General features: G+C 57.3%; 26 protein-coding genes. 16 read left to right on the forward strand and 10 right to left on the reverse strand.

Annotation, left to right across the window (positions count from 1 at the left end):
- Positions 1-19: 19 nt before the first annotated feature.
- The gene (locus ACR0BF_RS04380; RefSeq protein WP_480553259.1) at positions 20-475 is read right to left on the reverse strand and encodes an Lrp/AsnC family transcriptional regulator; all 456 of its coding nucleotides are present in this window, start codon (positions 473-475) and stop codon (positions 20-22) included.
- 147 nt (positions 476-622) lie between these two features.
- Here ACR0BF_RS04380 and hppD point away from each other — a divergent pair, with 147 nt between their 5' ends.
- Positions 623-1,720 carry a 4-hydroxyphenylpyruvate dioxygenase gene (gene hppD, locus ACR0BF_RS04385; protein ID WP_480476620.1) on the forward strand — a complete coding sequence of 366 codons (1,098 nt, stop codon included), beginning with the start codon at positions 623-625 and terminating at the stop codon, positions 1,718-1,720.
- An 87-nt stretch (positions 1,721-1,807) separates the two neighbouring features.
- Here hppD and ACR0BF_RS04390 read toward each other — a convergent pair whose 3' ends face one another.
- Positions 1,808-3,766 (reverse strand): hypothetical protein, encoded by a 1,959-nt coding sequence (locus tag ACR0BF_RS04390; RefSeq protein ID WP_480624352.1) that lies wholly within the window; start codon positions 3,764-3,766, stop codon positions 1,808-1,810.
- Positions 3,767-3,921: 155 nt separating this feature from the next.
- Here ACR0BF_RS04390 and ACR0BF_RS04395 point away from each other — a divergent pair, with 155 nt between their 5' ends.
- On the forward strand, positions 3,922-4,626 hold the full coding sequence (locus ACR0BF_RS04395) for an SIMPL domain-containing protein (RefSeq protein ID WP_480624353.1): 705 nt from the start codon (positions 3,922-3,924) through the stop codon (positions 4,624-4,626).
- A gap of 2 nt (positions 4,627-4,628) precedes the next feature.
- On the opposite strand, the gene ACR0BF_RS04400 is transcribed toward ACR0BF_RS04395, so the two are convergent.
- The 3 genes from ACR0BF_RS04400 to ACR0BF_RS04410 form a co-directional block, all read right to left on the reverse strand.
- Positions 4,629-5,339 (reverse strand): GNAT family N-acetyltransferase, encoded by a 711-nt coding sequence (locus tag ACR0BF_RS04400; protein WP_480516680.1) that lies wholly within the window; start codon positions 5,337-5,339, stop codon positions 4,629-4,631.
- A gap of 2 nt (positions 5,340-5,341) precedes the next feature.
- On the reverse strand, positions 5,342-6,634 hold the full coding sequence (locus ACR0BF_RS04405) for an O-acetylhomoserine aminocarboxypropyltransferase/cysteine synthase family protein (RefSeq protein WP_480516682.1): 1,293 nt from the start codon (positions 6,632-6,634) through the stop codon (positions 5,342-5,344).
- 72 nt (positions 6,635-6,706) lie between these two features.
- Complete coding sequence (locus tag ACR0BF_RS04410; RefSeq protein WP_480624354.1) at positions 6,707-7,702, reverse strand: hypothetical protein; 996 nt, start codon at positions 7,700-7,702, stop codon at positions 6,707-6,709.
- Between the two features lie 143 nt (positions 7,703-7,845).
- On the opposite strand from ACR0BF_RS04410, the gene ACR0BF_RS04415 reads away from it, so the two are divergent.
- The 4 genes from ACR0BF_RS04415 to preA all read left to right on the forward strand — a co-directional run bounded on the left by ACR0BF_RS04415 (position 7,846) and on the right by preA (position 12,178).
- Positions 7,846-8,478 (forward strand): cupin domain-containing protein, encoded by a 633-nt coding sequence (locus ACR0BF_RS04415; RefSeq protein ID WP_480624355.1) that lies wholly within the window; start codon positions 7,846-7,848, stop codon positions 8,476-8,478.
- Positions 8,479-8,637: 159 nt separating this feature from the next.
- Complete coding sequence (locus ACR0BF_RS04420) at positions 8,638-9,972, forward strand: NAD(P)-dependent oxidoreductase (protein WP_480624356.1); 1,335 nt, start codon at positions 8,638-8,640, stop codon at positions 9,970-9,972.
- 46 nt (positions 9,973-10,018) lie between these two features.
- On the forward strand, positions 10,019-10,855 hold the full coding sequence (locus tag ACR0BF_RS04425; protein ID WP_480558643.1) for a class I SAM-dependent methyltransferase: 837 nt from the start codon (positions 10,019-10,021) through the stop codon (positions 10,853-10,855).
- Positions 10,856-10,873: 18 nt separating this feature from the next.
- Positions 10,874-12,178 (forward strand): NAD-dependent dihydropyrimidine dehydrogenase subunit PreA, encoded by a 1,305-nt coding sequence (gene preA / locus ACR0BF_RS04430; protein WP_480481342.1) that lies wholly within the window; start codon positions 10,874-10,876, stop codon positions 12,176-12,178.
- 47 nt (positions 12,179-12,225) lie between these two features.
- On the opposite strand, the gene ACR0BF_RS04435 is transcribed toward preA, so the two are convergent.
- Positions 12,226-12,834, reverse strand: coding sequence for a TetR family transcriptional regulator C-terminal domain-containing protein (locus ACR0BF_RS04435; protein ID WP_480476640.1), 609 nt, complete (start codon positions 12,832-12,834; stop codon positions 12,226-12,228).
- A 172-nt stretch (positions 12,835-13,006) separates the two neighbouring features.
- Between ACR0BF_RS04435 and ACR0BF_RS04440 the strand changes: the two genes are divergently transcribed.
- From ACR0BF_RS04440 to ACR0BF_RS04485, 10 genes are all read left to right on the forward strand, one after another.
- On the forward strand, positions 13,007-14,257 hold the full coding sequence (locus ACR0BF_RS04440) for a Zn-dependent hydrolase (protein ID WP_480624357.1): 1,251 nt from the start codon (positions 13,007-13,009) through the stop codon (positions 14,255-14,257).
- A gap of 92 nt (positions 14,258-14,349) precedes the next feature.
- Positions 14,350-15,804 (forward strand): dihydropyrimidinase, encoded by a 1,455-nt coding sequence (hydA, locus tag ACR0BF_RS04445; RefSeq protein WP_480604246.1) that lies wholly within the window; start codon positions 14,350-14,352, stop codon positions 15,802-15,804.
- Between the two features lie 54 nt (positions 15,805-15,858).
- A complete protein-coding gene (locus ACR0BF_RS04450; protein WP_480516698.1) occupies positions 15,859-16,656 on the forward strand; it encodes an ABC transporter ATP-binding protein in 798 nt (265 codons plus the stop codon).
- Positions 16,646-17,089 carry an N-acetyltransferase family protein gene (locus tag ACR0BF_RS04455; RefSeq protein ID WP_480558634.1) on the forward strand — a complete coding sequence of 148 codons (444 nt, stop codon included), beginning with the start codon at positions 16,646-16,648 and terminating at the stop codon, positions 17,087-17,089. The genes ACR0BF_RS04450 and ACR0BF_RS04455 overlap by 11 nt, the downstream gene beginning before the upstream one ends.
- Positions 17,086-18,003, forward strand: a complete 918-nt coding sequence (locus tag ACR0BF_RS04460; RefSeq protein ID WP_480553275.1) for an ABC transporter permease — start codon at positions 17,086-17,088, stop codon at positions 18,001-18,003. Before ACR0BF_RS04455 ends, ACR0BF_RS04460 begins: the two co-directional genes overlap by 4 nt.
- Positions 18,000-18,845: an ABC transporter permease gene (locus tag ACR0BF_RS04465; protein WP_480624358.1), complete on the forward strand. Its 846-nt coding sequence runs from the start codon at positions 18,000-18,002 to the stop codon at positions 18,843-18,845. The genes ACR0BF_RS04460 and ACR0BF_RS04465 overlap by 4 nt, the downstream gene beginning before the upstream one ends.
- 65 nt (positions 18,846-18,910) lie before the next feature.
- Positions 18,911-19,906 (forward strand): ABC transporter substrate-binding protein, encoded by a 996-nt coding sequence (locus tag ACR0BF_RS04470; protein WP_480624359.1) that lies wholly within the window; start codon positions 18,911-18,913, stop codon positions 19,904-19,906.
- A 159-nt stretch (positions 19,907-20,065) separates the two neighbouring features.
- Positions 20,066-20,779, forward strand: a complete 714-nt coding sequence (locus ACR0BF_RS04475) for an ABC transporter permease (RefSeq protein ID WP_480476656.1) — start codon at positions 20,066-20,068, stop codon at positions 20,777-20,779.
- Positions 20,772-21,506 (forward strand): ATP-binding cassette domain-containing protein, encoded by a 735-nt coding sequence (locus ACR0BF_RS04480; RefSeq protein WP_480624360.1) that lies wholly within the window; start codon positions 20,772-20,774, stop codon positions 21,504-21,506. The genes ACR0BF_RS04475 and ACR0BF_RS04480 overlap by 8 nt, the downstream gene beginning before the upstream one ends.
- A 20-nt stretch (positions 21,507-21,526) precedes the next feature.
- Positions 21,527-22,342, forward strand: a complete 816-nt coding sequence (locus ACR0BF_RS04485; protein ID WP_480624361.1) for an ABC transporter substrate-binding protein — start codon at positions 21,527-21,529, stop codon at positions 22,340-22,342.
- Between the two features lie 64 nt (positions 22,343-22,406).
- On the opposite strand, the gene ACR0BF_RS04490 is transcribed toward ACR0BF_RS04485, so the two are convergent.
- The 4 genes from ACR0BF_RS04490 to ACR0BF_RS04505 are packed head-to-tail and all read right to left on the reverse strand — an operon-like array spanning position 22,407 to position 25,884.
- A complete protein-coding gene (locus tag ACR0BF_RS04490) occupies positions 22,407-23,279 on the reverse strand; it encodes a substrate-binding domain-containing protein (RefSeq protein WP_480624362.1) in 873 nt (290 codons plus the stop codon).
- Positions 23,280-23,405: a hypothetical protein gene (locus ACR0BF_RS04495; RefSeq protein ID WP_480476664.1), complete on the reverse strand. Its 126-nt coding sequence runs from the start codon at positions 23,403-23,405 to the stop codon at positions 23,280-23,282. It abuts the gene before it with no gap.
- Between the two features lie 13 nt (positions 23,406-23,418).
- Positions 23,419-24,681: a c-type cytochrome gene (locus ACR0BF_RS04500; protein ID WP_480624363.1), complete on the reverse strand. Its 1,263-nt coding sequence runs from the start codon at positions 24,679-24,681 to the stop codon at positions 23,419-23,421.
- Complete coding sequence (locus ACR0BF_RS04505) at positions 24,682-25,884, reverse strand: formate dehydrogenase subunit gamma (RefSeq protein ID WP_480604259.1); 1,203 nt, start codon at positions 25,882-25,884, stop codon at positions 24,682-24,684.
- Between the last annotated feature and the right edge of the window lie 9 nt (positions 25,885-25,893).

Raw genomic sequence — 25,893 nt, forward strand, 5'->3', positions numbered from 1 at the left:
GTGTATCCTCGGAACCTTTTCAGGTGGGAAGGGGAGCGTCGCGTTTAAGTTGATCCATTACGATCTGGCTCTGTACTCGTGCAACGGCAGGATGCGGCAGGATCACCTGATGTAGCAAGCTGTTGAGCGCGGACAGGTCGTCACAGTAGATGTGCAGCAGATAGTCGGCCTCGCCTGTCATCGTCCATGCGCTGGTAATCTCGGGGCGGGTGTCGACCATGCGGGCAAAGCTTGCGGATTGCTCGGGGCCATGGGTGCCCAGATGCACCTGAACAAACCCCTGCACCTGCAGGCCCAGTTTCAGCGGGTCCAGCCGGGCAGCGTATCCGGTGATGTACCCTTCGACTTCAAGCCGCTGTCGGCGGCGTCCCGCTTGACTGGACGACAAGTTCAGCATTTCACCCAGTTGATGCGCCGTCAGATGTGCATCTTTTTGCAGCGCGGAAAGCAGTCGCTTGTCGGTTGCATCCAGCATGTGCGGAAAAATCCTGATTTTATTAATTTATATGCGCGTTTTGCGCGTCATCTTGCAGTTTAAACGAAAACAATGCGCAGAAACAGCGCCAGAAAAGTCGTATTTTTGAATCAGCAAAGAAATTCCTGTTTTCGTAGGAGACGCGCCATGGGTCCTTTCCCGCACAATGCCCCGAAATCCGTGATCAGCGAAGAAAACCCTGCCGGTACAGATGGGTTTGAATTCGTCGAATTCGCCCATCCAGAACCGCAGGAGCTGCGCGATCTGTTTGCAAAGATGGGGTTTGATCTGGTGGCCCGCCACAAGGAAAAACCTGCTGTCGAGCTTTGGCAACAAGGGGATGTCACATACATCCTGAATGCTGACCCGGACAGTTTCGCGGCTAAGTTCGTGGCCGAACATGGGCCCTGCGCGCCATCGATGGGCTGGCGGGTGGTGGACGCGCAAAAAGCGTATGAGCATGCCCTGTCAAAAGGTGCGGAACCTTACGACCACGATGACAGAACAATGAATGTGCCTGCGATCAAGGGTATTGGCGGGTCGCTGATTTATTTCATTGATCAGTACTACGACACATCGCCCTATAATCAGGAATTCAATTGGATCAAGGAATCAAAACCTCGGGGCGAGGGGTTCTTCTATCTCGATCACCTGACGCACAACGTCTACAAGGGCAACATGGACAAGTGGTTCAAGTTCTATGGCGACCTGTTCAACTTCCGTGAAATCCGTTTCTTTGACATTCAGGGGAAGTTTACCGGCCTTTACAGCCGAGCGCTGACGTCTCCCTGCGGCCGTATCCGTATTCCGATCAACGAGGACCGCGGCGAGACCGGGCAGATCGTGTCTTACCTGAAGAAATACAAAGGCGAAGGCATTCAGCATATCGCTGTTGGCAGCGACGACATCTACGCTTCGACCGATGCTATTGCTGAAAACGGGCTGAAGTTCATGCCGGGTCCAAACGAAGCTTATTACGAGAAGTCCAGGACCCGCGTGGTCGGCCATGAAGAGCCGCTGGACCGGATGATGAAACACGGCATCCTGATCGACGGCGAAGGCGTCGTTGACGGAGGCGAGACGCGCATTTTGTTGCAGATATTCTCGAAAACGGTGATTGGCCCGATCTTCTTCGAGTTCATTCAACGCAAGGGTGACGATGGTTTCGGTGAAGGGAACTTTCAGGCGCTGTTTGAATCCATCGAGCGCGAACAGATCGAAAGCGGCGAGATTTCGGCTGCTTGATCAAAGTAAACCAACATGTCGGAGGCGGTTCTGCTGCCTCCGACGCACCTGTTTACAGTTAATGGGTCAAGGCCTTGAGTGCCGATATCAGCCACGCGGCATCGCCAGCGTCACGTTTTGACCCTTCTTCTGATAACGCAGCTCGCTGTCGCTGATGGCAATGACCTTGCCGCCGTCAATACTGTCCCCAACTTTCAGTTTCTTGTAACGTCCACTGGGAAGCCGGACCAAGGCGCGCCGGTTGGCGGGTGTGCCGTAAACACCGATCAGATTCAGGCGACGCAAATTGATCGCGTTATCGAGCGTGGCCTGCCGGGCAACAGACGCAGTTGTGGGAATCTTGGGGGCGACAGATTTCGCCTGAAACGATCCGGATTCGTCAGAGCTCTGGTCCAGCGCGGCCGTTGATCCAAGATTGGAGTTACCAGAAGCGGGTGCCTTTGCAGTGTCCAGAACCGCCGGGCGCACCCTGGGGCGCGGGACACGGACAACGGCCAACGCGGTTGGCGTCTCGTCGATTTCTGTGCGCGCTTGCAGACTGTCCGGGCGTGCTTTTGGTCGCTTGGCCGAAAGCTCTGCCAGCGACCGCCCCCCCAACTGCCCGCGTTCGAAACTCTCGACCAGATCTGAAGGGCGAGGTTTGGGTCGTAGACCGGCCAGCCTTTCGTCGACCTCGTCAAGTACGGGTTCATCTTCGAAACGCACTGGCGTTGCTGGCGGAACCTTTGACGGTCGGCCTTGATAAACGACAATCCCATCCGGGTTCAGCGTTCCTTCCGGTGTAGGTGCCACAAGCCCGCGATCATCCAGATTGAACCGCGCTCCTGCTATGCCATGTTGCACGTCCCGAACGAAGGGTTCGTCGGTATCGAAACTGGAAGCCGGGGGCAGGGCAACCGCATCGCTGGACAGGTCGGATTTGTCGATCGATGTCAGATACAACTCGTCCGGCTCCGGGGCTTCCGGCACGTCCAAAGCGGCCGGGGGCGTTACATTCACACCGGAGGCGGCGCTGATATCCTCGTCTGCCTCGGGGTCCTGAGCGATGGGGTCAACCAGAGTAGGGGCCACCTTGAGCGCCTCAAGGATTGCCGCGTCGGTAGGGGTGAGCTCTGGTTGTTCTACGGCTTCGGCCTCGGCCTCGGCAGGTTCTGGCGTGGGGGGCACATCCCTGTCCAGTGGAGCCTCAGGCGGCAAATTTTCAGGGGGGGTGATTGCCGCAACTTCGGGCACTATCGGTGGCAGGGCGTCGATATCCGGCTCGGAAACACCTATCTCGGTTGGAGTTGGGCTCAGTGCGACCTGATCTGTTTCTCCACCGCTGTCCAAGGCCAGCCAAACGCCGAAAACGCCGCCAAGAAGAACCGCCGCGGCAAATGCCGGGATCGCAATGCGCGGTGCCTGCGCTTTCGTATTCGCAAACTTATTGTCAGGTGTTTCGGGGGTCAGAAACACGTTTGGTGCGGCTGTGCCTGCAATGGGATGCGCTGGTTTCCCGGCGGATTTTGCCGGTTCGGGCTGGTCTGTGTTTTTTGCCGACAGCGGTGGCTCTGCTGGTCGGGTTTCCGATGCGCCCGAACGCTCTGCGAACAATGCTTCTCGGGGGAATGCGTCTGCGTCTTCTTCGGCGCAAAATAAAACCGGCACGAAACCATGGTCCGAGGCAAAGGCCCGAGCCTCGCTCAGCGTTTCTTGCGCAACAGCCGCAACATAGGTGGTGCCGCCTTCGGTTTGATAGTCGTAGCTAAGTTCGGACAAAACGTAAGGCGTTGCGTCAGCAAGTGCGCTCTCAATGCGTTCCACTGTGTCTTGGGGGGGTAAGCCATCGGTTGCAACCTGAAGGTATCGAACCTGTTCGGAAGGCAAAACAAGCTTGCAGCTCAGGTCGTTTTCCAACGCAAAAGCGTTTTCCCGCAAAACCTGCATCTGACCAGACAGGTCCGGCGAATCCAAGGGAATCGAGCCGATAACGAACCATTCGTCATCCGAGTGATGATGCAATGATATTCCGGTCGCAGAAAAAGACAGCGCAAAGGCAGGTTTCATAATCCGCAGGAACCATAATTATCAACGTCAATGCAAACACCTTGGCGTTCGCAGACAGACATTAAAGCAGGAACTTGCCGAGGGAAAGAAAAAGGCAAACTCTCCTCTTGTATGGCAATGCATCGCCGACCCATCTTTAACCCAAGCAAATCGGAGTGATAACATTGAAGACATTCGCTTTTCTGGCCGCGATGATGGCCGCAACGACCGCTGGACTTGCCCATGCGGAAGAACGTCGCATCACAGTTGACGCAACTGGAACCATAGTGGTTGCCCCCGATATGGCGACGATCACATTGGGTGTGACAAATGAAAACGCCGAGGCTTCGGCGGCGATGCAGGCCACCGCGGACGCAGTTGCGAAGATGCTTGCGCGCCTGACCGGGATGGGGATTGAAGACCGCGATATCCAGACCCGCGATCTGTCGCTTTCCCCTGTTTGGTCCGGGCGGCACGGGCAGAATGGAGAAACACCGGAAATCTCGGGATTCGCTGCCTCGAACCGCGTGTTTGTGCGTGTGCGTGATCTGTCCAAACTAGGAAGTATCATGGATGCGGTCATTCAGGTTGGCGCCAACGATTTCGGGGGCTTGAGCTTTGGGGTGCAGGATACCAAACCAATCGAGGCCCAAGCGCGCGCGCAAGCTGTGGGCGAAGCTATGGCCAAGGCCGAGCAGCTGGCACAGGCGGCGGGTGTAACCCTTGGCGCGGTGCAAACGATTTCGGAACAAACGGGGGGCGTGCGCCCGATGCCCGAGATGCGCATGATGAGCATGGCTGACGCAGGGGGTGTACCTGTGGCAGGTGGTGAGGTTTCGGTGTCTGTCAGCGTCTCGATGGTGTTCGAGATTTCCGAATGAATTCAACCCTTCGCGCGGGCCAACAGCGGTTTTCGTTGTTGGCCCGAAGCGTCGAAATTATCGGGTGACAACCAGGCCTCGAAAGCATCACGGATGCGTGGCCATTCGGTATCTATGATTGAATACCAGGCCGTGTCGCGGTTGCGCCCTTTGTAGTGGGTTGCTTGGCGAAACACGCCTTCGAAGGTGAACCCAAGCCGCTCTGCCGCACTGCGCGACGGACCATTCAGCGCGTCGCATTTCCACTCGTATCGCCGGTAACCCAGTTCATCGAACACGCGCCGCATCATCAGATACATGGCTTCGGTTGATTGCGGCTTGCGCTGAAGCAGGGGTGAAAAGTGGATATGCCCGACCTCAATCGCTCCGGCGGCGGGAGCTATCCTGAGGTAAGAAGCCATGCCCAACGGTACCTCATCACCGTCCAGAACGGTATGGAACATCGGGTCCGCGTCCACGCAGTTGGCGCGCGCCCAGTCTTCGAACTCAGGTTCGCTGTCAAACGGGCCGTACGGCAGGTAGGTCCAGTTGTGGCCATCCGTGTCCTTGGCAAACGCCCGGAACAGTCCGGGCGCGTGCCTGTTCACATCAAGGGGCACGACAGAACAATACCGGCCCACCATCGGCGTATAGGGTGGTGTCGGGCGTGGAAAGTTACCCGAAACCGGTAAACCGATGGGCTGGCCAAGGTTGTTTGTATCGTGCTGAGTCATGGTCAGGCGGTTGCTTTGGCCAGAGCCTGATCAAGGTCGGCAATCAGATCGTTCACGTCCTCGATCCCGATGGATACGCGCACCACGCCCGGACCTGCGCCCGCGGCTTCCTGCTGTTCCGGGGTCAACTGACGATGTGTGGTCGAAGCCGAATGAATGATCAGCGAACGCGCGTCGCCCAGATTGGCTACGTGGCTGAAAATCTCCAGCGCATTGACCAGTTTGATACAGGCGTCATAGCCACCTTTCACGGCGAATGTGAACAGGGCGCCGGCACCGCGTGGATACTGAGCTTTGACCCGATCCTGATAGGGCGATGACGGCAATCCAGCATAGGTGACGTAGTCCACCCGGTCATCCGCTTCCAACCACGCTGCGATTTTCTGGGCGTTCTCCACGTGGCGCTCCATCCGCAGCGACAGGGTTTCGATCCCCATCAGCGTGTAGTGGGCTGCCTGCGGGTTCATGGTCATGCCCAGATCGCGCAGACCGATGGCGATGCCATGGAAAGTAAAAGCCAAAGGTCCGAACGTTTCGTGGAACTTCAGTCCATGATAGGCCGGTTCGGGTTGGCTGAGCGAGGGGAACTTGTCATTTGCCGACCAGTCGAACTTGCCCGAATCCACGATGCAACCGCCGGTGACCGTACCGTTGCCGGTCAGGTACTTGGTGGTCGAATGCACGACCAGGGTCGCTCCGTGTTCGATCGGGCGGCACAGATATGGTGTTGCCGAGGTGTTGTCGACGATCAGCGGAATGCCCGCCGCATCGGCCACATCTGCCAGTGCACGAATGTCCGTCACATAGCCGCCGGGATTAGCGATGGACTCGCAGAAAATCGCACGGGTATTTTCATCGATTGCGCCCTTCACCGCGTCCAGATCATCGGTGTCGACAAACTTGGCAGACCACCCAAAGCGTTTGATTGTCTGGCTGAACTGGGTGACCGTGCCGCCGTACAGACGGGTTGAGGCGACCACGTTGCAACCCGGACCCATCAGCGGGAACAGCGCCATGATCTGGGCCGCGTGCCCGGACGAACAGCAAACGGCACCAACACCGCCCTCAAGTGTAGCCACGCGTTCCTGAAGGACAGCCACAGTTGGGTTGGTCAGGCGCGAATAAATAAAGCCCACCTCTTGCAGGTTGAACAGGGCCGCTGCGTGGTCTGCATCGCGAAACACATAGGCCGTGGTCTGATAAATGGGTGTCTGGCGCGCTCCGGTCGCCGGGTCGGGGCGGGCGCCCGCGTGAATTTGCAACGTGTCGAAACCGTAGGTGGGACCGTCAGACATCTTAAAAATCTCCTGTTGGAATTTGTCTTGCGAAATCTGTAGGCCATTGCCCGCTTGCGCACAACGATCCTGTCAGCGCAGCCAGAGGCCCTTGCTTTTGATCGTGTTGCGGATGGCCTGTTCACGTCGTGGCAGATGATCCCGGTCAAACAGGGCGCGGACTTTTGCGCCTTTACCCTGCAGAACCATCTTTTTCAGCGGCTCATATTGCTTGAGAACCTTCTTGACCTTGTTTGGAGCGACGATGGTTTCCAAAACGTCTATCACATGATCGCTTTCACGGGCGTACAGCAAGGGAAACAGGCGATAGTGGCAACTGACGGATCCATCCAGCAAACCAGAGGGCAAAACATCACGACCACCGCCGAACGAGTGAATGACAAGGGGCAGGGCGGCCTGATCCAGCCAGGGGTCAAGGTTTTGGCCAGTCAATTCCGGAATGTTTTCGTCGCGGATTGTTCTGGCGTAGTCCAGAAAACGCTCACCAAATTTCCGGGGACATTTGTAGAAGAAATAGCCTGCATTGAAATACAGGTACCGCCGCCAGTGGTCATGGGGTTGATCGGTGTCCAGCGAGCTTTCGAAATCCAACCCGAACCGGGCGTAAAGTGCGCGCCAGATACCGTCAAAACCGGGACCATACAGCGTTGGTTTGGGCCATGTCCCTTCAACTTTCAGTGACGCGCTGGGGCGGTCGAAGTCAAATGGGACGGATGTGATCTCGCCAGTGATCAGCGAGTCGGTGTCAAAGAACACAAAGGGCTCATCTTCCGGCAGGGCCATCAGCGCTTCGATCTTGTTGCCGTAGGGATAGCTTTCACCGAATACATGCGAGTCGAAGGGCAGAATTTCAGCATCCAGTTGTTTCAGGGCTTTCAGAACATCTTCGTCCTGAATGCGGGGATCCTGTTTCCAGCGTGGCCCCGGATTGGGCGTGGCGACAAACAGTTTGCCCCCGAACTGCGGTGAAGAATGGCGCAGTGAAGCCGCAAACAGCAGGGCCTCGTATTGCAGGCGGTTGTTTTGACCGACGACCGCGACGTTGAATTTCTGTGACGTTGCCTGCATCTATGCCCGTTCCCGACAGGTGTTTGACCATGCACCTTGACGTTCGGATTACATCAAGCGGCCCAAGGCGTCAAAAGCGGATAATTTGAAATTTCATCACGCGATCCCATTTCTTTCAGGGGTTGCTTCAGAAAGGGATACACATGCGGATCAATGCGGATTTCACCAAACGGGTCGCAGTACACTTTGACGAAAGTGAATGGGTCGCTTCTCCCGCAGCAGGGGTCGAGCGCAAAATGCTGGACCGGATTGGTGATGAGGTGGCCCGCGCAACAACCATTGTCCGCTTTGCGCCCGGCAGCACCTTTTCCGCCCATACCCATGACGGCGGCGAGGAATATCTGGTGCTGGACGGTGTATTTCAGGACGAGACCGGAGATTTTCCCGTCGGCAGCTATGTTCGCAACCCTCCAACTTCCTCGCACACTCCGTCCGCTGCCGAGGGCGCAACCATTCTGGTCAAGTTGCACCAGTTTGACCCGCAGGACCGGACCGAGGTTCGCCGCTCGATAAATGGCGATTCTGACGTACAGCTGTTCAAAGATGATCATGAGGACGTTTTTGTGCGGACATGGGCTGCTGGGGGCGTGGTCGAACTGGACGCGTGCGACGGCATGGAAGTGTTTGTCATAAGGGGCAGTTTCTCTGAATCGGGGGAAGAATTTTCGAAATGGGACTGGTTGCGCCTGCCTCCCGGAACGCACTCACGGGCTGTTGCAGGGCCTGATGGGGCCCGAGTCTGGATCAAGTCCTGCCACCTTGGTGAAATGGTCTGAAAGCTTCTCGGCCCTGAGATTAACCAAAATGCCAACAAATCCGGGTTTCGCGGCCCGGATTTTTGATTTTTTGATCATCTGACAAATTTTACCAATTGATAAAAAATTTATTTGTGGCAAGCTGAGGTCATAACAAACATATCTACAGGGAGTAGAGTGATGGCACAGGGCCAGATGGCACCCGGCATCGTCGCCGGGCGGCTTTCAAGCGATGAGCTGACCTCGAATTTCACCGATCTGCATCCGCCATTGGCCCCGCATGAGGCCGCAGTTGCAGCAGACCGTTGTTATTTCTGCTATGACGCGCCTTGCGTGACAGCGTGTCCGACAGACATCGATATTCCGTTATTCATCCGTCAGATTCAGGCCGGACAGCCGCAGTCAGCCGGGCGAACGATCTTTCAACAGAACATCTTGGGCGGAATGTGCGCCCGTGTCTGTCCGACGGAAACACTGTGCGAAGAGGCCTGTGTTCGTGAGACGGCAGAAGGCAAACCGGTCGAGATCGGACGGCTACAGCGCTTTGCGACGGATGATCTTATGTCCGCGGGCGCGCATCCGTTTGAACGTGCGGCATCAACTGGGAAGACGGTTGCTGTCGTGGGGGCAGGGCCTGCCGGTCTGGCCTGCGCGCATCGTCTTGCCATGCTGGGTCATGACGTGGTGATCCACGAAGGCAAGCCCAAACCGGGCGGTCTGAACGAATACGGGATTGCCGCCTATAAATCGACCAACAATTTTGCGCAGGCCGAGGTCGACTGGCTGTTGAAAATCGGTGGTATCACGGTTGAAATCGGGTCGGTTCTGGGTGAAGGCATCTCGCTGGATGGTCTGGTCGAAAACTACGACGCGGTGTTCCTGTCCATCGGACTTGCCGGGGTGAATGCCCTGCGCGCGGATGGTGTTGACAAGGACGGCGTGCGGGATGCCGTCAATTTTATCTCGGACGTGCGGCAGGCTGGTGATCTTGCACAGCTTCCTGTCGGGCGGAACGTCGTCGTGATTGGCGGAGGCATGACTGCCGTGGACGCAGCGGTAAAGTCCAAATTGTTAGGTGCCGAGAATGTCACCATTGCCTATCGCCGGGGCCGCGACGCCATGGGTGCCAGCCGGTACGAGCAGGATCTGGCAGCCTCGCACGGGGTTCAGATCTTGACCAACGTGCAGCCGGTGGCGGTACACGGCAATGGGACTGCCGCCGAGATAGAACTGGAGTATACCTCAAGCCAGAACGGCCAACTCACCGGAACCGGTGAGACGGTCCGGCTGCGGGCAGACCAGGTTCTAAAAGCCATCGGTCAGACGCTGGAAGGTGCGCCGCAAGGGCTGAAGCTGGACGGCAACAAGATCGCTGTCAGCGGTGCGGGACGCACTTCTGTGGCCGGTGTCTGGGCAGGCGGAGATTGCGCGGCGGGGGGCGAAGACCTGACCGTTACGGCTGTTGCCGAAGGCCGGGATGCAGCGATGGACATCCACGCGACGCTGGTTTCGTGATAGGATGGGGTATTCACCCCATTCCTTTCGCTGCTGAGGTATTCCCATGTCCCAGATCGAACAAGCCGTAGCGCAACACTACACCACCGGAGCACTGACCGACCGCGTCCGCGCGGCGCTTGAGGCCAGCGGTATCGATCCGGATGCGGCCACGGTCGCAGACCTGAAAGCAGGGGACGAGTTCCATACGGGCGGCGTTCTGGCGACCAACAACCTGTTTGCGCAGTTGTCGCCGACCCATGCGACCCGTGTTCTGGATGTCGGATGCGGTATCGGCGGGACCTCTCGCTATGTCGTGGATCGCTATGACTCGACAGTAACAGGCGTCGATCTGACACCGGAATTCGTTGAAACCGCCAAGGTGCTCAGCGATATGGTCGGGCATTCCTCGAAAACCAGCTTTCATGTGGGCAGCGCATTGGACATGCCGGTGCCGGATGCTGGGTTCGACCTGGCCGTCATGATGCATGTGGGCATGAACATAAAGGACAAGGCCGGGCTGTTCGCCGAAGTGTCGCGGGCGCTGGCCAAGGGCGGTACTTTTGCCCTGTTCGATGTGATGGCCGGAGACGTGGACGAGCCGCTGGCTTTCCCTCTGCCGTGGTCCACTGTTGCCGAAACCTCGTTCGTGGATGCGCCGGATGTTTACAAGTCTGCGGCAAGCGCCGCGGGTCTTGAACTGGTGACAGAAACGGATCGCACCGAATTCGCGATACAGTTCTTCGAGGACGTCTTTGCAAAGATTGCCAAATCCGGCCCGGCACCGCTGGGCATTCACCTGATGATGGGCGAGACGGCACCCGAAAAGTTCCAGAACTACGTCAAAAACCTCAAGGCCGGGCGCATACGTCCGACCGAAATGATATTCAAAAAATCCGGCTGAGCCGGGAAGGGAGAAGCCATGGCCGATCTGACGACTAACTTTCTGGGCATTTCCAGCCCCAACCCTTACTGGCTTGCCTCTGCGCCGCCGACGGACAAGGAATACAATGTTCGTCGCGCGTTTGAGGCCGGTTGGGGCGGTGTTGTGTGGAAGACGCTGGGGTCCGAGGGACCGCCGGTCGTAAATGTGAACGGCCCGCGGTATGGCGCGATTTACGGTGCCGACCGCCGTTTGCTGGGACTGAACAATATCGAACTGATCACCGACCGCCCGCTTGAGGTGAACCTCGAGGAAATGGCGCGGGTCAAGGCCGACTATCCGGATCGCGCCCTGATCGCTTCGATCATGGTGCCCTGCGAGGAAGAAGCCTGGAAAGCCATTCTACCGCGCGTGGCCGAAACCGGCGCGGACGGAATCGAACTGAACTTCGGTTGCCCGCACGGGATGAGCGAGCGCGGTATGGGGTCCGCCGTAGGGCAGGTGCCGGAATATATCGAGATGGTCACGCGTTGGTGCAAGCAATACTATGACCGTCCGGTCATCGTGAAACTGACACCGAATATCACCGATATCCGGAAACCTGCGGCGGCGGCCAGAAATGGTGGCGCGGATGCGGTGTCGCTTATCAATACGATCAATTCGATCACCAGCGTCAATCTGGATACGTTCAGCCCGGAACCCTCGATCGATGGCAAGGGCAGCCACGGAGGATATTGCGGCCCTGCCGTGAAGCCGATCGCCCTGTCGATGGTGTCCGAAATCGCTCGGGCCGAGGCGACGCATGGCATGCCAATCTCGGGCATCGGGGGTGTCACCACATGGCGTGATGCGGCCGAGTTTATCTCGCTGGGATGTGGCACGGTGCAGGTCTGTACCGCTGCGATGACCTATGGGTTCAAGATCATTGATGAATTGACTGCAGGTCTGTCGGAATGGATGGATGAAAAGGGGTATACCAGCATTGATGAGGTGATCGGGCGCGCGGTGCCCAATGTCACCGATTGGCAATACCTGAACCTGAACTACATCGCCAAAGCCAAGATCGATCAGGACCAGTGCATCAAATGCGGCCGATGCTATGCCGCCTGTGAAGATACCAGCCATCAGGCGATTTCAATGTCGGATGACCGTGTGTTCGAGGTGATGGATGACGAATGCGTCGCCTGTAACCTCTGCGTTGATGTCTGCCCGGTCGAGGGCTGTATTTCGATGGTGCCGATGGCGGCGGGTGAAATCGATCCGCGCACCGGGAAAGAGGTTCAGCCGACCTACGCGAACTGGACCACGCACCCGAACAATCCGATGGCCAAAGCAGCGGAATGATCGAGACAGGGAATATCCCTCAGGGGCCGCTGACGCGGCCCCTGAATTCATGGTGTCAGGAGTTTTCGGTACAGCGTATCAACAAAGGGTTCTGCACCCTCAAACGGGTTTTCGTCACCCAGAATAGCCCGCACCTGAACGTCGAAATCGGCATAATGCTGCGTCAGCGCCCAGATCGAAAACATCAGATGATAAGGGTGCAGCCGCGTGATTTTGCCCTGATCCATCCAGTTAGTGAGAATGGTGACCTTTTCGTCAACCAGTTGTTTGAGATCATTGGACAAAGCATCGTGAATGCGGGGCGCGCCTTGCACAAGCTCATTGGCAAAAAGGCGGCTTTCCCGTGGTAGCTCCTGACTCATCTGCAGTTTCCGGCGAATATAGGCCAGCATTTCCTCCATCGGATCACCGGTCTCATCCAGATCGTGCAGGGGTGCCAGCCAGGTTTCCAGCAAGCCCGAAAGCAATTCGGTGTGGATCGCCTCTTTGGACGCGAAATAGTAGAGGAGATTGGGTTTGCTCAACCCCGCCTCGGCGGCAATCTGATCGACGGTCGCCCCACGAAACCCGTGTGCGGAAAACACATTCAGGGCGGCCTCGAGAATCGCGGCTCGGTTCTTCTTCTGGATACGAGTCGGTGCGCGGTCTTTCGGCATGATTTCAGTGTGTCTCTTTTTTCGTCGGATAGGCACGGATTACACTGAAATTTCAGGCTTTGCCGCGCAATTTCTTGACTGATACCGAACCCGTGATAGCGTGAGTTTGACCAGTTGGTCAAATCAAGACACCAATAGCGAGCAAAATCGCAAGCAAACAGGGAATAAGACAATGGCAGCTCCGGCGCAGAATCTCAGGATCAATGGCGACAGGTTGTGGGACAGCCTGATGGAGATGGCTAAGATCGGTCCCGGTGTTGCGGGGGGGAATAACCGGCAAACTCTGACTGACGAAGATGCCGAAGGCCGCGCCTTGTTCCAGAAGTGGTGTGAAGAGGCTGGATGCACCATGGGTCTGGACCAGATGGGCAACATGTTTGCGCATCGTGAGGGCACCGATCCGGACGCTTTGCCGGTCTATGTGGGATCGCATCTGGATACGCAGCCGACCGGTGGAAAATATGACGGTGTGCTGGGCGTTCTGGGCGGGTTGGAAGTTATCCGAACGCTCAACGATCTCGGGATCAAGACAAAACACCCCATCGTGGCGACCAACTGGACCAACGAGGAAGGGACGCGATATGCGCCTGCCATGCTGTCGTCCGGTGTCTTTGCAAGAATGCACACGCAGGCTTGGGCGTATGACCGTGAAGATGCCGAGGGAAAGAAATTCGGGGATGAACTGAACCGGATCGGTTGGCGCGGCGAAGAAGAAGTCGGCGCGCGCAAGATGCGCGCTTTCTTTGAGTTGCATATCGAACAGGGCCCGATCCTTGAAGCTGAAGGCAAGGATATCGGCGTCGTTACCCACGGTCAGGGTCTGAGCTGGACACAGATCACGCTGACCGGAAAGGATGCCCATACCGGTTCGACCCCGATGCCGATGCGCAAGAATGCCGGGCTGGCGATGGCGCGCATTCTTGAGAAAGTGGACGAAATCGCCTGGTCTCATGCGCCGCATGCGGTTGGTGCTGCGGGTCATATTGACGTTTTCCCGAACTCGCGAAACGTGATCCCCGGAAAAGTCGTTTTCACGGTCGATTTCCGCTCGCCCGAGCTGGAGGTGATCACCGACATGGAAAACCGTCTGCGGGTGGCGGCGGAAGAAATTGTCGAAGAAATGGGCCTGCAGATCGAATTCGAGAAAGTCGGCGGTTTTGATCCGGTTAAATTCGACGACGATTGCGTGTCCGCCGTGCGCGATGCGGCTGAAAGGTTGGGCTATTCGCATACCAACATCATCTCGGGCGCGGGGCATGATGCCTGCTGGATCAACCGTGTGGCCCCGACCGCCATGGTCATGTGCCCCTGTGTTGATGGGTTGAGCCATAATGAGGCTGAAGAGATCAGCAAGGATTGGGCGGCAGCCGGGGCAGATGTCCTGCTGCATGCCGTGGTCGAGACTGCCGAAATCGTGGAATAGGGGGTGCCGCCCCCGTCGCCCATTGGGCGACCCCCCCGGGATATTATTGGCCAGATGAAGCAAGCGGCGCAGACCGCATCAGGGAGTTCAAAATGAGTACTGTTATCAAAAACGGAACCGTTGTCACCGCGGATTTGTCTTACAAGGCGGATGTATTGGTCGAAGGCGGCGTCATCACCGGGATCGGGATGGGTCTGAAAGGGGATAAAGAGCTGGATGCGACCGGCTGTTATGTGATGCCCGGTGGGATTGATCCGCATACCCATCTGGAAATGCCGTTCATGGGCACCTATTCCAGCGACGATTTCGAAAGCGGTACGCGGGCGGCCCTGGCGGGGGGCACGACGATGGTTGTTGATTTCGCGCTGCCCAATCCGGGTGAAAGCCTGCTGGATGCCCTGAAGCGCTGGGACAACAAATCGACACGGGCGAATTGCGACTACTCGTTCCACATGGCAGTGACATGGTGGGGTGAACAGGTATTTGACGACCTCAAGACCGTGATCGAGACGCGCGGCATCAACACGTTCAAGCATTTCATGGCCTATAAAGGCGCATTGATGGTGAATGACGATGAGCTTTACGCCTCGTTCAGGCGTTTGGCCGAACTGGGCGGAATCGCAATGGTGCATGCCGAGAATGGTGACGTTGTTGCCGAGCTGAGCGCCAAGCTGCTGGCCGAGGGGAACTCTGGCCCCGAAGCGCATGCCTATTCCAGACCACCGCAGGTGGAGGGTGAGGCCACCAACCGGGCCATCATGATCGCTGATATGGCGGGCGTGCCGCTTTATGTTGTTCATACATCCTGCGAAGAGTCTCATGAGGCCATTCGCCGGGCCCGAATGCAGGGCAAGAGAGTGTGGGGCGAACCGCTGATTCAGCATCTTACCCTGGATGAAAGTGAATATTTCAATCAGGATTGGGATCACGCCGCGCGGCGGGTCATGAGCCCTCCGTTCCGCAATAAGCAGCACCAGGACAGCCTGTGGAATGGCCTGCAATCAGGATCGCTGAGTGTTGTGGCAACCGACCATTGCGCCTTTACGACCGAACAGAAACGCTTTGGAGTTGGGGATTTCACCAAGATCCCTAACGGGACCGGCGGTCTGGAGGATCGGATGCCGATGCTGTGGACACACGGTGTGAATACCGGGCGCCTGACGCCCAACGAATTTGTAGCGGTGACTTCAACAAACATCGCCAAGATACTGAATTGCTATCCGAAAAAGGGCGCGATCCTTGTTGGAGCGGACGCAGATATCGTCGTATGGGATCCTGAGAAAACGAAAACGATCAGAGCCAGTACGCAGCAATCTTCGATCGACTACAACGTGTTTGAGGGCAAAGAGGTCAAAGGCTTGCCGCGCTTTACGCTGACCCGTGGACAGGTTGCGGTACATGATGGTGAAATCCGTACGCAGGAAGGCCATGGCGAGTTCGTTGCGCGCGAGGCAAATACGACCGTCAACAAGGCTTTGAGCGCGTGGAAAGAACTAACCGCCCCTCGGCCAGTTGAGCGGACAGGTATCCCGGCGACGGGGGTTTGATCCGTTGGGCCGCTATTTGGGCGGCCCCGGCACCACTCTTTTCAAGGCAGTAGAATGACCACTGAAAGCACGAACCAGCACGTCATCGAAGCAAGGCAGCTTGACCTCACCTTTCAAACCAATGACGGGCCTGTTCACGCGTTGAAAGACGTGAACCTGACGATCGACAAGGGTGAATTTGTTAGTTTCATTGGCCCCTCGGGCTGTGGGAAAACCACTTTCCTGCGCTGTATCGCGGCCTTGGAGTCACCGACCGGCGGGTCGCTGACTGTCAACGGAATGACAGCGGACGAAGCGCGGCGAAACAGGGCCTATGGATATGTCTTTCAGGCAGCGGGCCTTTATCCCTGGCGCACCATCGCAAAGAACGTCAAGTTGCCTCTTGAGATCATGGGCTATTCCGCGTCCGAGCAGGAAGAAAGGGTGAGAAAAGTCCTGGAACTGGTTGATCTTGAAGGGTTCGGTGGGAAATTCCCATGGCAGTTATCCGGAGGGATGCAGCAGCGCGCCAGCATCGCACGGGCCTTGGCCTTTGATGCTGATATCTTGTTGATGGATGAGCCGTTCGGCGCTTTGGATGAGATTGTGCGCGACCACCTGAACGAGCAGCTTCTGGCGCTTTGGGCAAGAACCGAAAAAACCATCGGTTTCGTGACACATTCGATTCCCGAAGCCGTATATCTGAGCACCAAAATTGTCGTGATGAGCCCGCGGCCGGGGCGGATTACGGATGTGATCGACAGCCCGCTGCCAAAGGAACGACCGTTGGACATTCGTGACACCCCAGAATTCATCGAAGTGGCCCATCGTGTTCGCGACGGGTTGCGGGCGGGGCATTCTTATGACGACTGATCCGGGGGCAGAAACCATCAGACGGGCCGTAGTAGGTGACGTGCCGGCTTGTGCCCGCGTGATTTACAATTGGGCCTCGCAGACGGACTGGATGCCTGATGAAATGCCGGTGGAGGAATTGGCGGCCTTGATCCGCGATGCGTTCGACAGCCGTGAGATCTGGGTCGCGGGTGATCCGGTTGATTGCTACATGTCCGTTGATCCGGCACAGAGTAAAATCGGTGCGTTGTATTGCAGCCGGACGGGGCAGGGAATTGGCAAGTGTTTCGTTGACAAGGCGAAGGAGGGTCGGACCCACCTTTGGCTGACAACACACAAACCCAATCAGGCGGCGCAGAGGTTTTACCGCCGTGAAGGGTTCGATGTAACCGCCGAAGAACTGCCTGCACCGCCAGACACAGTGCCCGTCTTTCGTATGGAGTGGCACGCATGAAGCAGATCATCGCCGTTTTCACCGTCGTCGCCGTGATCGTTCTGTTCTGGTATGCCGCTTGCGTTCCAATGAACATCAAAGGGGTTTTGACCGAACTTGAACGTGGTGGAGCCGAGGTTCAGCCACCCACCGCGAGCGCGCGTCGGGATCTTGGAGAGTTCGGTCTGGTTCTGGATAACTCGTTCGCGATTCCAGCAACTTGGGAGCAGGGCAAGCCCCGTTTGCCATCACCTCATCAGGTGGCGACTGAACTGTGGGATACAACTGTCCTGAAGAAAATCAACTCGAAAAGATCGCTGATCTTTCATGGGTGGGTGACACTCAGCGCTACGATGCTGGGCTTTGTCATCGGGACCGGGCTGGGAGTCTTGTTGGCCGTTGGGATCGTGCATAGCCGCGTGATGGATTTGTCAGTCATGCCATGGGCTATCGTGAGCCAGACGATCCCGATTATCGCTCTGGCACCGATGATTATCGTGGTCCTGTACTCGGTTGGGGTTCAGGGGATCATTCCCAAAGCGATCATCTCAGCGTATCTGAGCTTTTTTCCGGTTGTTGTAGGCATGGTCAAAGGGTTGCGCAGCCCTGACGCGATGCAACTTGACCTGTTGCGGACCTATAATGCCAGCCAATCGCAGGGGTTCTGGAAACTGCGCTTGCCTGCGTCGATGCCATACCTGTTCACCTCGTTGAAAATCGGTATTGCGGCATCGCTGGTCGGCGCAATCGTGGGCGAGCTGCCGACAGGCGCTGTCGCAGGATTGGGCGCTCGGTTGCTGGCAGGCAGTTACTATGGTCAAACCGTGCAGATATGGTCAGCGCTGTTTGCAGCAGCCATTCTGGCCGCGTGCCTGGTCGGTTTGCTGGGATTGATTGAACGGTCGGTTCTGAGGCGAATGGGGATGGCGCAATGATGTTGGTTGTCTTTGCTTTGCTGCTGTGGGCCTTCGGCTGGTGGTTGAACAGCCGATTGGCCAGTGGCCCGCAAGCCGACAGCCAGATGGTACGCTTCCTGGCACCGGTGATTTTTGGTCTGACCATCGTCGGAGCCTGGGAGCTGGTGGTCCGCGGGCTTGAAGTGCCGCTGGTCATTCTGCCTGCACCCTCCGCCATAGCGGTGCGATTTGCAGGTAGCATTGACATTCTTTGGGCCGACTTTGTTCAGACGATCCTGAAAGGCGCGCTCAGCGGATATGTCATCGGCTGTGGATCGGCCTTCCTTATAGCGATTGCTGTTGATCGGTGGGATTTCCTGCGTTTGGGGCTATTGCCAGTCGGGAATTTCGTCGCGGCTTTGCCTATTGTGGGGACGGCACCCATTCTGGTCATGTGGTTCGGGTTTGATTGGCATTCCAAAGCGGCGGTGGTCGTTGTGATGGTGTTCTTTCCGATGCTGGTCAACACCGTGGCCGGACTGCGCGAGGCCACCGCGATGCAGCGTGACTTGATGGAAACCTATGCAGCAAGCTATTGGCAGAGCTTTCTGAAGCTGCGGCTGCCCGCGGCGATGCCTTTCATTTTCAACGGGTTGAAGATTTCAACAACTTTGGCTTTGATTGGCGCCATCGTGGCTGAATTCTTCGGATCGCCGATCGTGGGGATGGGCTTTCGGATTTCTACCAGCGTCGGCCAGCTGTCGCTTGATATGGTTTGGGCTGAGATCGTCGTAGCCGCACTTGCCGGGACCGCCTTTTACGGGCTTGTCGCTGGTATCGAGAAGGTCGTGACGTTCTGGCACCCGTCGCAGCGTCGATGAAAACGAAGGAATAATTCAACAGACCTCGACAACGGGGCAATCAAAAGCAACTAGGAGATAGGAAAATGAACAAGCTACTTAGCGGGGCGGTTGCCGCCTTCAGTTTGGCAGCCAGCACGGTGCTTGCGGCAGACGAAGTGACGTTGCAGCTGAAATGGGTTGGGCAGGCGCAGTTTGCTGGCTACTTTGTGGCAGAAGCAAAGGGTTTCTACGACGAAGAGGGGCTTGATGTCACAATCAAACCGGGCGGCCCCGATATTGCACCGGAGCAAGTGATCGCTGGTGGCGGTGCAGACGTTATCACCACGTGGATGGCCGCCGGCTTGGCTGCACGCGAGCGCGGTGTTCCGCTAGTGAACATTGCTCAGCCATTCAAAACAGGCGGTCTTCAAGTTAACTGCCTGAAATCCACAGGAGTTGAATCGCCTGAGGATTTCCCAGGTCGCACCATGGGGGTCTGGTTCTTTGGCAATGAATACCCATTCTACGCCTGGATGGCGTCTCTAGGCATCGAGACCGATGGTGCTGATGAGAACGGCGTTACTGTTCTGAAGCAGGCGTTTTCCGCAGATCCTTTGATCCAAGGGCAAGCGGATTGCATCTCGACCATGACTTATAATGAATACCGCCAGATCCTTCAGGCTGGTATCACCCCGGAAGAGTTGGTGACGTTCAACTATTTGCAGATGGGGTTCGGTATGCTGGAGGACGGGCTTTATGTTATGGAAGAAAACCTGAACGATCCTGCGTTTGTCGACAAGATGGAGCGTTTTGTCCGGGCGTCGATGAAAGGCTGGAAATACGCGGCTGAACATCAGGAAGAGGCCGCTGAAATCGTTCTGGAGTTTGACGAGACCGGCGCGCAGGAGCTGGACCATCAGGTTTATATGATGGGCGAGGTAGCGAAACTGATCGAAGGATCCGACGGTGCGCTAGATCCAGCGGACTACGAACAGACAGTGAAAACGCTGTTGTCGGCCGTATCTGCGGAAAATCCGGCGATCACCAAGGAACCCGAAGGGGCCTGGACGCACCAGATAACGGACGCTGCTCTGAACTGACGCCAACGGTTCATCTGAGTGAAAAAAAACGCGGTCCCAATCGGGGCCGCGTTTCGTATTCGGGATGTCGGAATTGTGTCTGTACTTGGCACCGAAATGAAGTAGTATTTCCCTGCAATCTAGCGCGTTCTGTACGAAGCGTAGATAAATAGGAAGAAAATGCAGGAATTTTCATCAGAATTCAGCGCTGCGATCGCCTTGATCCTCGGGGGAGATTCTGAGCTGTGGGCAATTGTGTTGTTGTCTCTGAAAGTGTCCGTGTTTGCGGTGCTGGTTTCTGCTCTGATCGGAATGCCCGTGGGGGCTGCGTTGGCCGTCGCCCGGTTCCCCGGCCGCCGGATGCTGATCGTCCTGATGAATGCACTGATGGGGTTTCCACCGGTTGTCGTGGGCCTGCTGGTCTATCTGACGCTGTCCCGTTCCGGTCCCCTTGGGGTGCTTGAGCTTTTGTACACTCCGACCGCCATGATCATTGCGCAGGTCGTTTTGGTCACCCCCATTGTCGCGGCTTTGACGCGACAGGTTGTTGAGATGCTGGCTGAGGAATATTCCGAGCAGCTGCGCTCCTTGGGTGTGTCACGGCTGGCCTCGGTGCCGGTTTTGTTGTGGGATGCGCGACTGGCACTTGTCACGGCTTTGCTTGCAGGTTTTGGACGCGCCATCGCCGAGGTGGGCGCGGTTATCATCGTTGGCGGAAACATCAATCATGTGACCCGCGTGATGACGACAACCATTGCGCTTGAAACGTCGAAGGGAAATCTGTCTCTGGCACTGGCGCTGGGGGCGATCCTGATCGGAATTGCAATTGCCGTAAACGCGATGGTCAGCGCGGTCAGTTTGCGGGCCGAACAGGAGGGGTTGCGCCATGCGTGACGTGACCTGTGACATGTCGAACTGTCTGACAGTTGAAAACTTGCAAATTCGCAGCAACGGCAAGGTTTTGCTGGATGTTCCTTCATTGGTTATGGATGGTCTGGGGCCGACGTTGCTTCTTGGCCCCAACGGTGCGGGCAAAAGCCTGTTGCTGCGGTGTTTGCATGGCCTGATCTCGCCGGATCGCGGGCGGGTGGTGCAGGATGGAAACCCTCTGGGCGCCGCGCAGAAAGCGCGCCAAGCCATGGTGTTTCAGAGACCGGTTCTGTTGCGACGGTCTGTTGCTGCAAACCTGGGCTTTGTCCTCAAACGACAGGGCATTGAGCGAACAGCAAGAAAGGCACGTATCACCGAGTTGCTGGCCGAAGGCGGGCTGGATGGTAAGGCCCGGCAATCTGCCCGATCACTGTCGGGCGGCGAGGCCCAGAGGCTGGCCATTTTGCGTGCCTTGGCGCTGGAGCCCGAAACACTGTTTCTGGACGAACCGACCAGCGCCCTTGATCCCGGCGCGACACAGATGATCGAACGTATGGTTCTGCGCGCCTCTGCGCGGGGTGTACGGATCGTGATGGTGACACATGATATTGGTCAGGCCCGTCGTTTGGCCTCGGATGTGGTCATGATGCAGGGCGGTCTTGTGGTTGAACACGGTCCCGCAAAACAGGTTTTGGATACCCCGGTAAGCGAAGCATCGCGCCGCTACCTCGCGGGTGGATTGGTTACTTAAAAGATAAAACGGAGAGTATGATGTTCCGCGCAATATTTCGGGCAGCAGTGATAGCCCTTGGTCTGTCGGCAAGTGCGGCCAGGGCAGAGACTCCGTTCATTGTCGTTCAATCTACGACATCCACCCAGAACTCGGGGCTGTTGGACTATATTCTGCCGTGGTTCGAGGCCGATTCGGGCATTGACGTGCGCGTCGTGGCCGTAGGAACAGGTCAGGCAATTAGCAACGCAGTGAACGGTGACGGTGACGTCCTGCTGGTTCACGCCAAATCCGCCGAAGAGAAATTCGTCGCTGATGGATATGGCGTGGAGCGGAGGGACCTGATGTATAACGATTTTGTATTGGTGGGCCCCAAGGCAGATCCTGCCGGAATTCGCGGTGGTGCCGAAATTTTGAACGCTCTTGCTGCGATCGCAAGCGCTGAAGCCCCGTTTGCATCGCGCGGAGATGACAGTGGAACGCATAAGGCCGAGCTGCGGCATTGGTCTGCCGCGGGGCTGGATCCAACCGGCGCATCCGGAAGTTGGTATCGGGAAACCGGGTCGGGTATGGGGGCAACGCTGAATGTGGCCAGCGGCATGAACGCGTATACTCTGACAGATCGGGCGACGTGGCTATCCTTTGGTAACAGAGGCAATCTTGAGATACTGGTCGAAGGTGATCCGCGTCTGTTCAACCAATATGGTGTGATCCTCGTAAATCCCGAAAAGCATCCCCATGTGCGCGCTGCCTCTGGACAGCGGTTCATCGATTGGTTGACCGGGCCGGACGGGCAGGAGGCGATCGCCTCTTTCCGACTGGACGGTCAGCAGGTGTTTTTCCCCAATGCGCAATAAGCTGGCCTGCGGCCAGCCCCTGCGGGGCGAGTATTTTTGAAAAGATGAAGGCGCGGGTGGAAGCTCACCCGCTGGCCCCATTGTGGTGGATCGTGCCAATACCAGACAGGTCATAGCCGCCAAATTCGCTTGCCCGCTGGGCGAATTGACCCGAGCGCAACAGGGTTAGCAGTTTCTGTATTGGCGGATCGAAGAAGGCCCGGCGCCAGATCGCGAGGTCCAGCCGCTCGGAATGAGTGGGGACAAAACCCAAGTTGTAGAGACCGGCTAGGGCGCCAAGCCCAAAACCGGCCTCGGCCTTCCGGTCATGCAGGGCGATGGCCAGCTCTTCTTCTGTGCGTGCGCAGCCTGGTAGAATGTCCAGATCATCCCGGCTCAGGCCGTGGGCATCAAGTTGGGAGTCAAACAGGCGCTGGCTTGCCGCACTGTCCTGACGTAGCATGACGGTGCGAGACTTGAGGTCGTCAAAAGAATTGATGTCGGATATTCCCGGGGCAAGAAGCAATCCACGCTCACGTCGGGCGATTTCAAACAGGATCACCGGGGCTTCCCCCAAAGTGTCAAGCAGGGATTCTTTGTTGAATCCGCCATTTTCGTGGATGTGCAGCACAGCGGCCTGCGCGCTGCGTTTGCTGAGCCTGATCAGCCCGTCAAAAGAACCGTCGTAATAGGTGGCCAGCCCCGATCCACTTTCACGTAACGCCCAGTCCAGCAAGGGATCGTGGCTGCCCGCTATGATCGGGGGCAGGGGCGGTTCGGCGACCTGAGGACCGGATCGCGACGCGTTGAGCCAGGCAATGATCTCGGCCCGCGGAAACAACAGCTTACCCATGGCGCGCACGCACGGTATTTCGCCTGACGAGGCAAGGTCATAGGCCTTCCGCTCGCCAATGCGCAGCAGATCGGCCAGTTCACGGGTGGTCAGATATTGCTGCATTCAGTCGAGGCGCACGGCGGTGCCGGATGTTGTGTCAGCGGTACTGAATCCGATTTGTTCCAGCACAAACGGGGCTGCGCCTGCAATAACGACCATCGCGGCGACGGCGGCGAGAAAGGCTTTCATGGGCTCCTCCGGTTCAGTTCCGGTCAGTTGTTGCGCGACGCAGAAAAGCGATAAGATCCTGGCGATCCTGTGCTTTGGCAATCCGCTGCATTGGCATTTTCGACCCCGGAATGTAGTGGTCTGGCCCTTCGTCGAAAAGGGCATTTATCGTTTCGTCATTCCAAATGATATCAGAGCCTTGCAATGTATCCGAGTACAAATATCCGCGAACTGTGCCGGCCGGACGTCCAAATACACCGTGCAGGGTGGGGCCTGCACGTCGTGCATTATCGGAGGACAGGCTGTGACAGATCGAACATTTGCGCGCAAACTGGCGTTCTCCGTTGTCCATCTCATCAGGATTTTTCAGGAAACTCGGTTCTGCCGAGGTCATCTGGTGTTGGCCGGACAACGCGTCCACAGGCCAGCTGTACATCGCCTCGTCAAGTCCGCCCGCATGGATGCTTTTACCGTCTGCGGAAAATGCCAAAGCCCAGACCGGACCGCGCAACATGGCGCGAAAATCCTGTGCAATGCGCCAATCGACGGTGTCGATGACCATAATATACCCTTCGCCATCGCCTACGGCCAAGAGTCTCCGATCCGGGCTGAGTGCAAGGGCAAGGATCGGGCGGCGGTCCAGTGTGAAGTCGCGCTCTCCCCCGGTGGCAAGGTCAAGGATACGCGTAACACCGTCAACCGCACCATAGGCGATCCAGTTATCCTGTGCATTCAGGGCCAGTTCATTGATGCCGAACCCGTGCTCGACCAGACGCCTTGTTTCCTGCCTGCTGGATACATCCCATAGCCGCAAAGCGCCGTCGACGCCCGCCGAATAAAGCTGCGTGCCGTCAGGTGAGAATGCGACCGCGTTTACGCCACTGCCAGTCGGTCCAAGCCGCGCGGGTTCTGTGCCATCGACAGACCACAGGCCGATTGTTCCATCCCAGCTGGCCGTGGCAATAAGGGTTTCTGACGTGGCAAGGCCGACAATCTTGCCCTTGTGTCGGCCAATGACTTCACCGCTGGGCCATTTGCGCAGGGTGAAATCGTCCCCAGCAGAATAGAAAGCGGAGCCGTTGAACGCGACTGCGTTCACCGCAGCTTCGTGCCCTTCGAACCAATCTGGCTTTTGCCCGGTCCAAAGACCCACAGAGTTGTCGAAACTGGCTGTTGCGATGCGACCGTCTGGAGCGGTGGCAATGCCCATAATGGGGCCGCCATGCCCTTTCAGTGTAAAGAACTCTGCCACGGCAGGCAGGGGCACCAGCGCCAGCGCCATAACCAGCCCACGCATCTATTCAGCGGGTGAGGCGGCTGCTTTGCCAGCCTCTTTTTCCTGCACCTCTTCCAGCCAGAGCGAGTGATGCTCGCGCGCCCATTGTTCCTCGACCTCGCCGGTTCCCATGGCGTCAAATGCGCCCTCCATACCGACCGAGCCGAGATAGATATGCGCAACGATGATCGCGATGAACACATAGGCAATCATGACATGCCAGACTTGGGCGAATTGCATCTCTTCCTGCGGTGACATCTGCACCGGCAAGGTCAGACCCAGCGCCTGCGGAACGCCCGTGGCGTTTGCGACCGAGAAGGTCTTGGCGAACAGAGGCAACTCGAACGGAAACAGCAGTGACAAGCCGGACAGACTGATTGACACGCCCAGCAGGATGCAGGCCCAGAAGATGATCTTCTGCCCCGCATTGAATTTCCGGGCGGGCGGGTGGTTGCCCTTGGTGAACAGGCCCCCGCCAGCGGCCAGCCATTTCAGGTCAGTGCGGTTGGGGATGTTATGAGCAATCCAGTTCACCGTGACGATGATCAGACCCAGCATAAAGGCCCAGGCCAGATTGTTATGCAGCCACTTGCAGCCTTGTGCGATGGTGGCGAAACCTTCCTTGCCGAAGACCGGGATCAGGAAGTCGCGGCCATAGAGCGTGAGCAAACCAGTAATGCCGAGGATCAGGAACGATCCAGCAAACAGCCAATGGCCAAAACGTTCAATCCCGTTGAAACGGGTGACTGTGCGGCCCGTTTTCTCTCCATCGATGCGGATTTTCCCACGGATCAGGAAGAACAGCAAAATGATGCCCAACATCCCGGCGATGATGTAAGTGCCATATTCGCGCAGCGGCCCGGTGCGGAAATTCAGCCACCACATGCCACCATCCTGTATCAACACGCTAGCAGCGGGGCCGTTTGACGACACGGTCACATCGGCCGAGCCATAGCGCAACGCACGGTACACATCGCTGTTCGATGCAACACCACGGGTGCCAAGCTGCCCCATCAGACCCTCGACATTGCTCTGGCCGGTATTGCCGGAGCGATAAGCGTTATCCACCTTCTCACCACGTTGCCGGGCGAGGATGTCTTCGAGGGTCGTCGCTCCGCCGGTTCCCGCCCTTTCAGGTATGGCGGTGCTGTCATCGGTCGTTTGGGCGGCACCCGAAAAGGTAAGCCCAAGGGTGAACAGAAAAGCGATGAGAAAGCGGAGCATCTGAACCTC

This window comes from Ruegeria sp. AG7 (assembly GCF_056541545.1).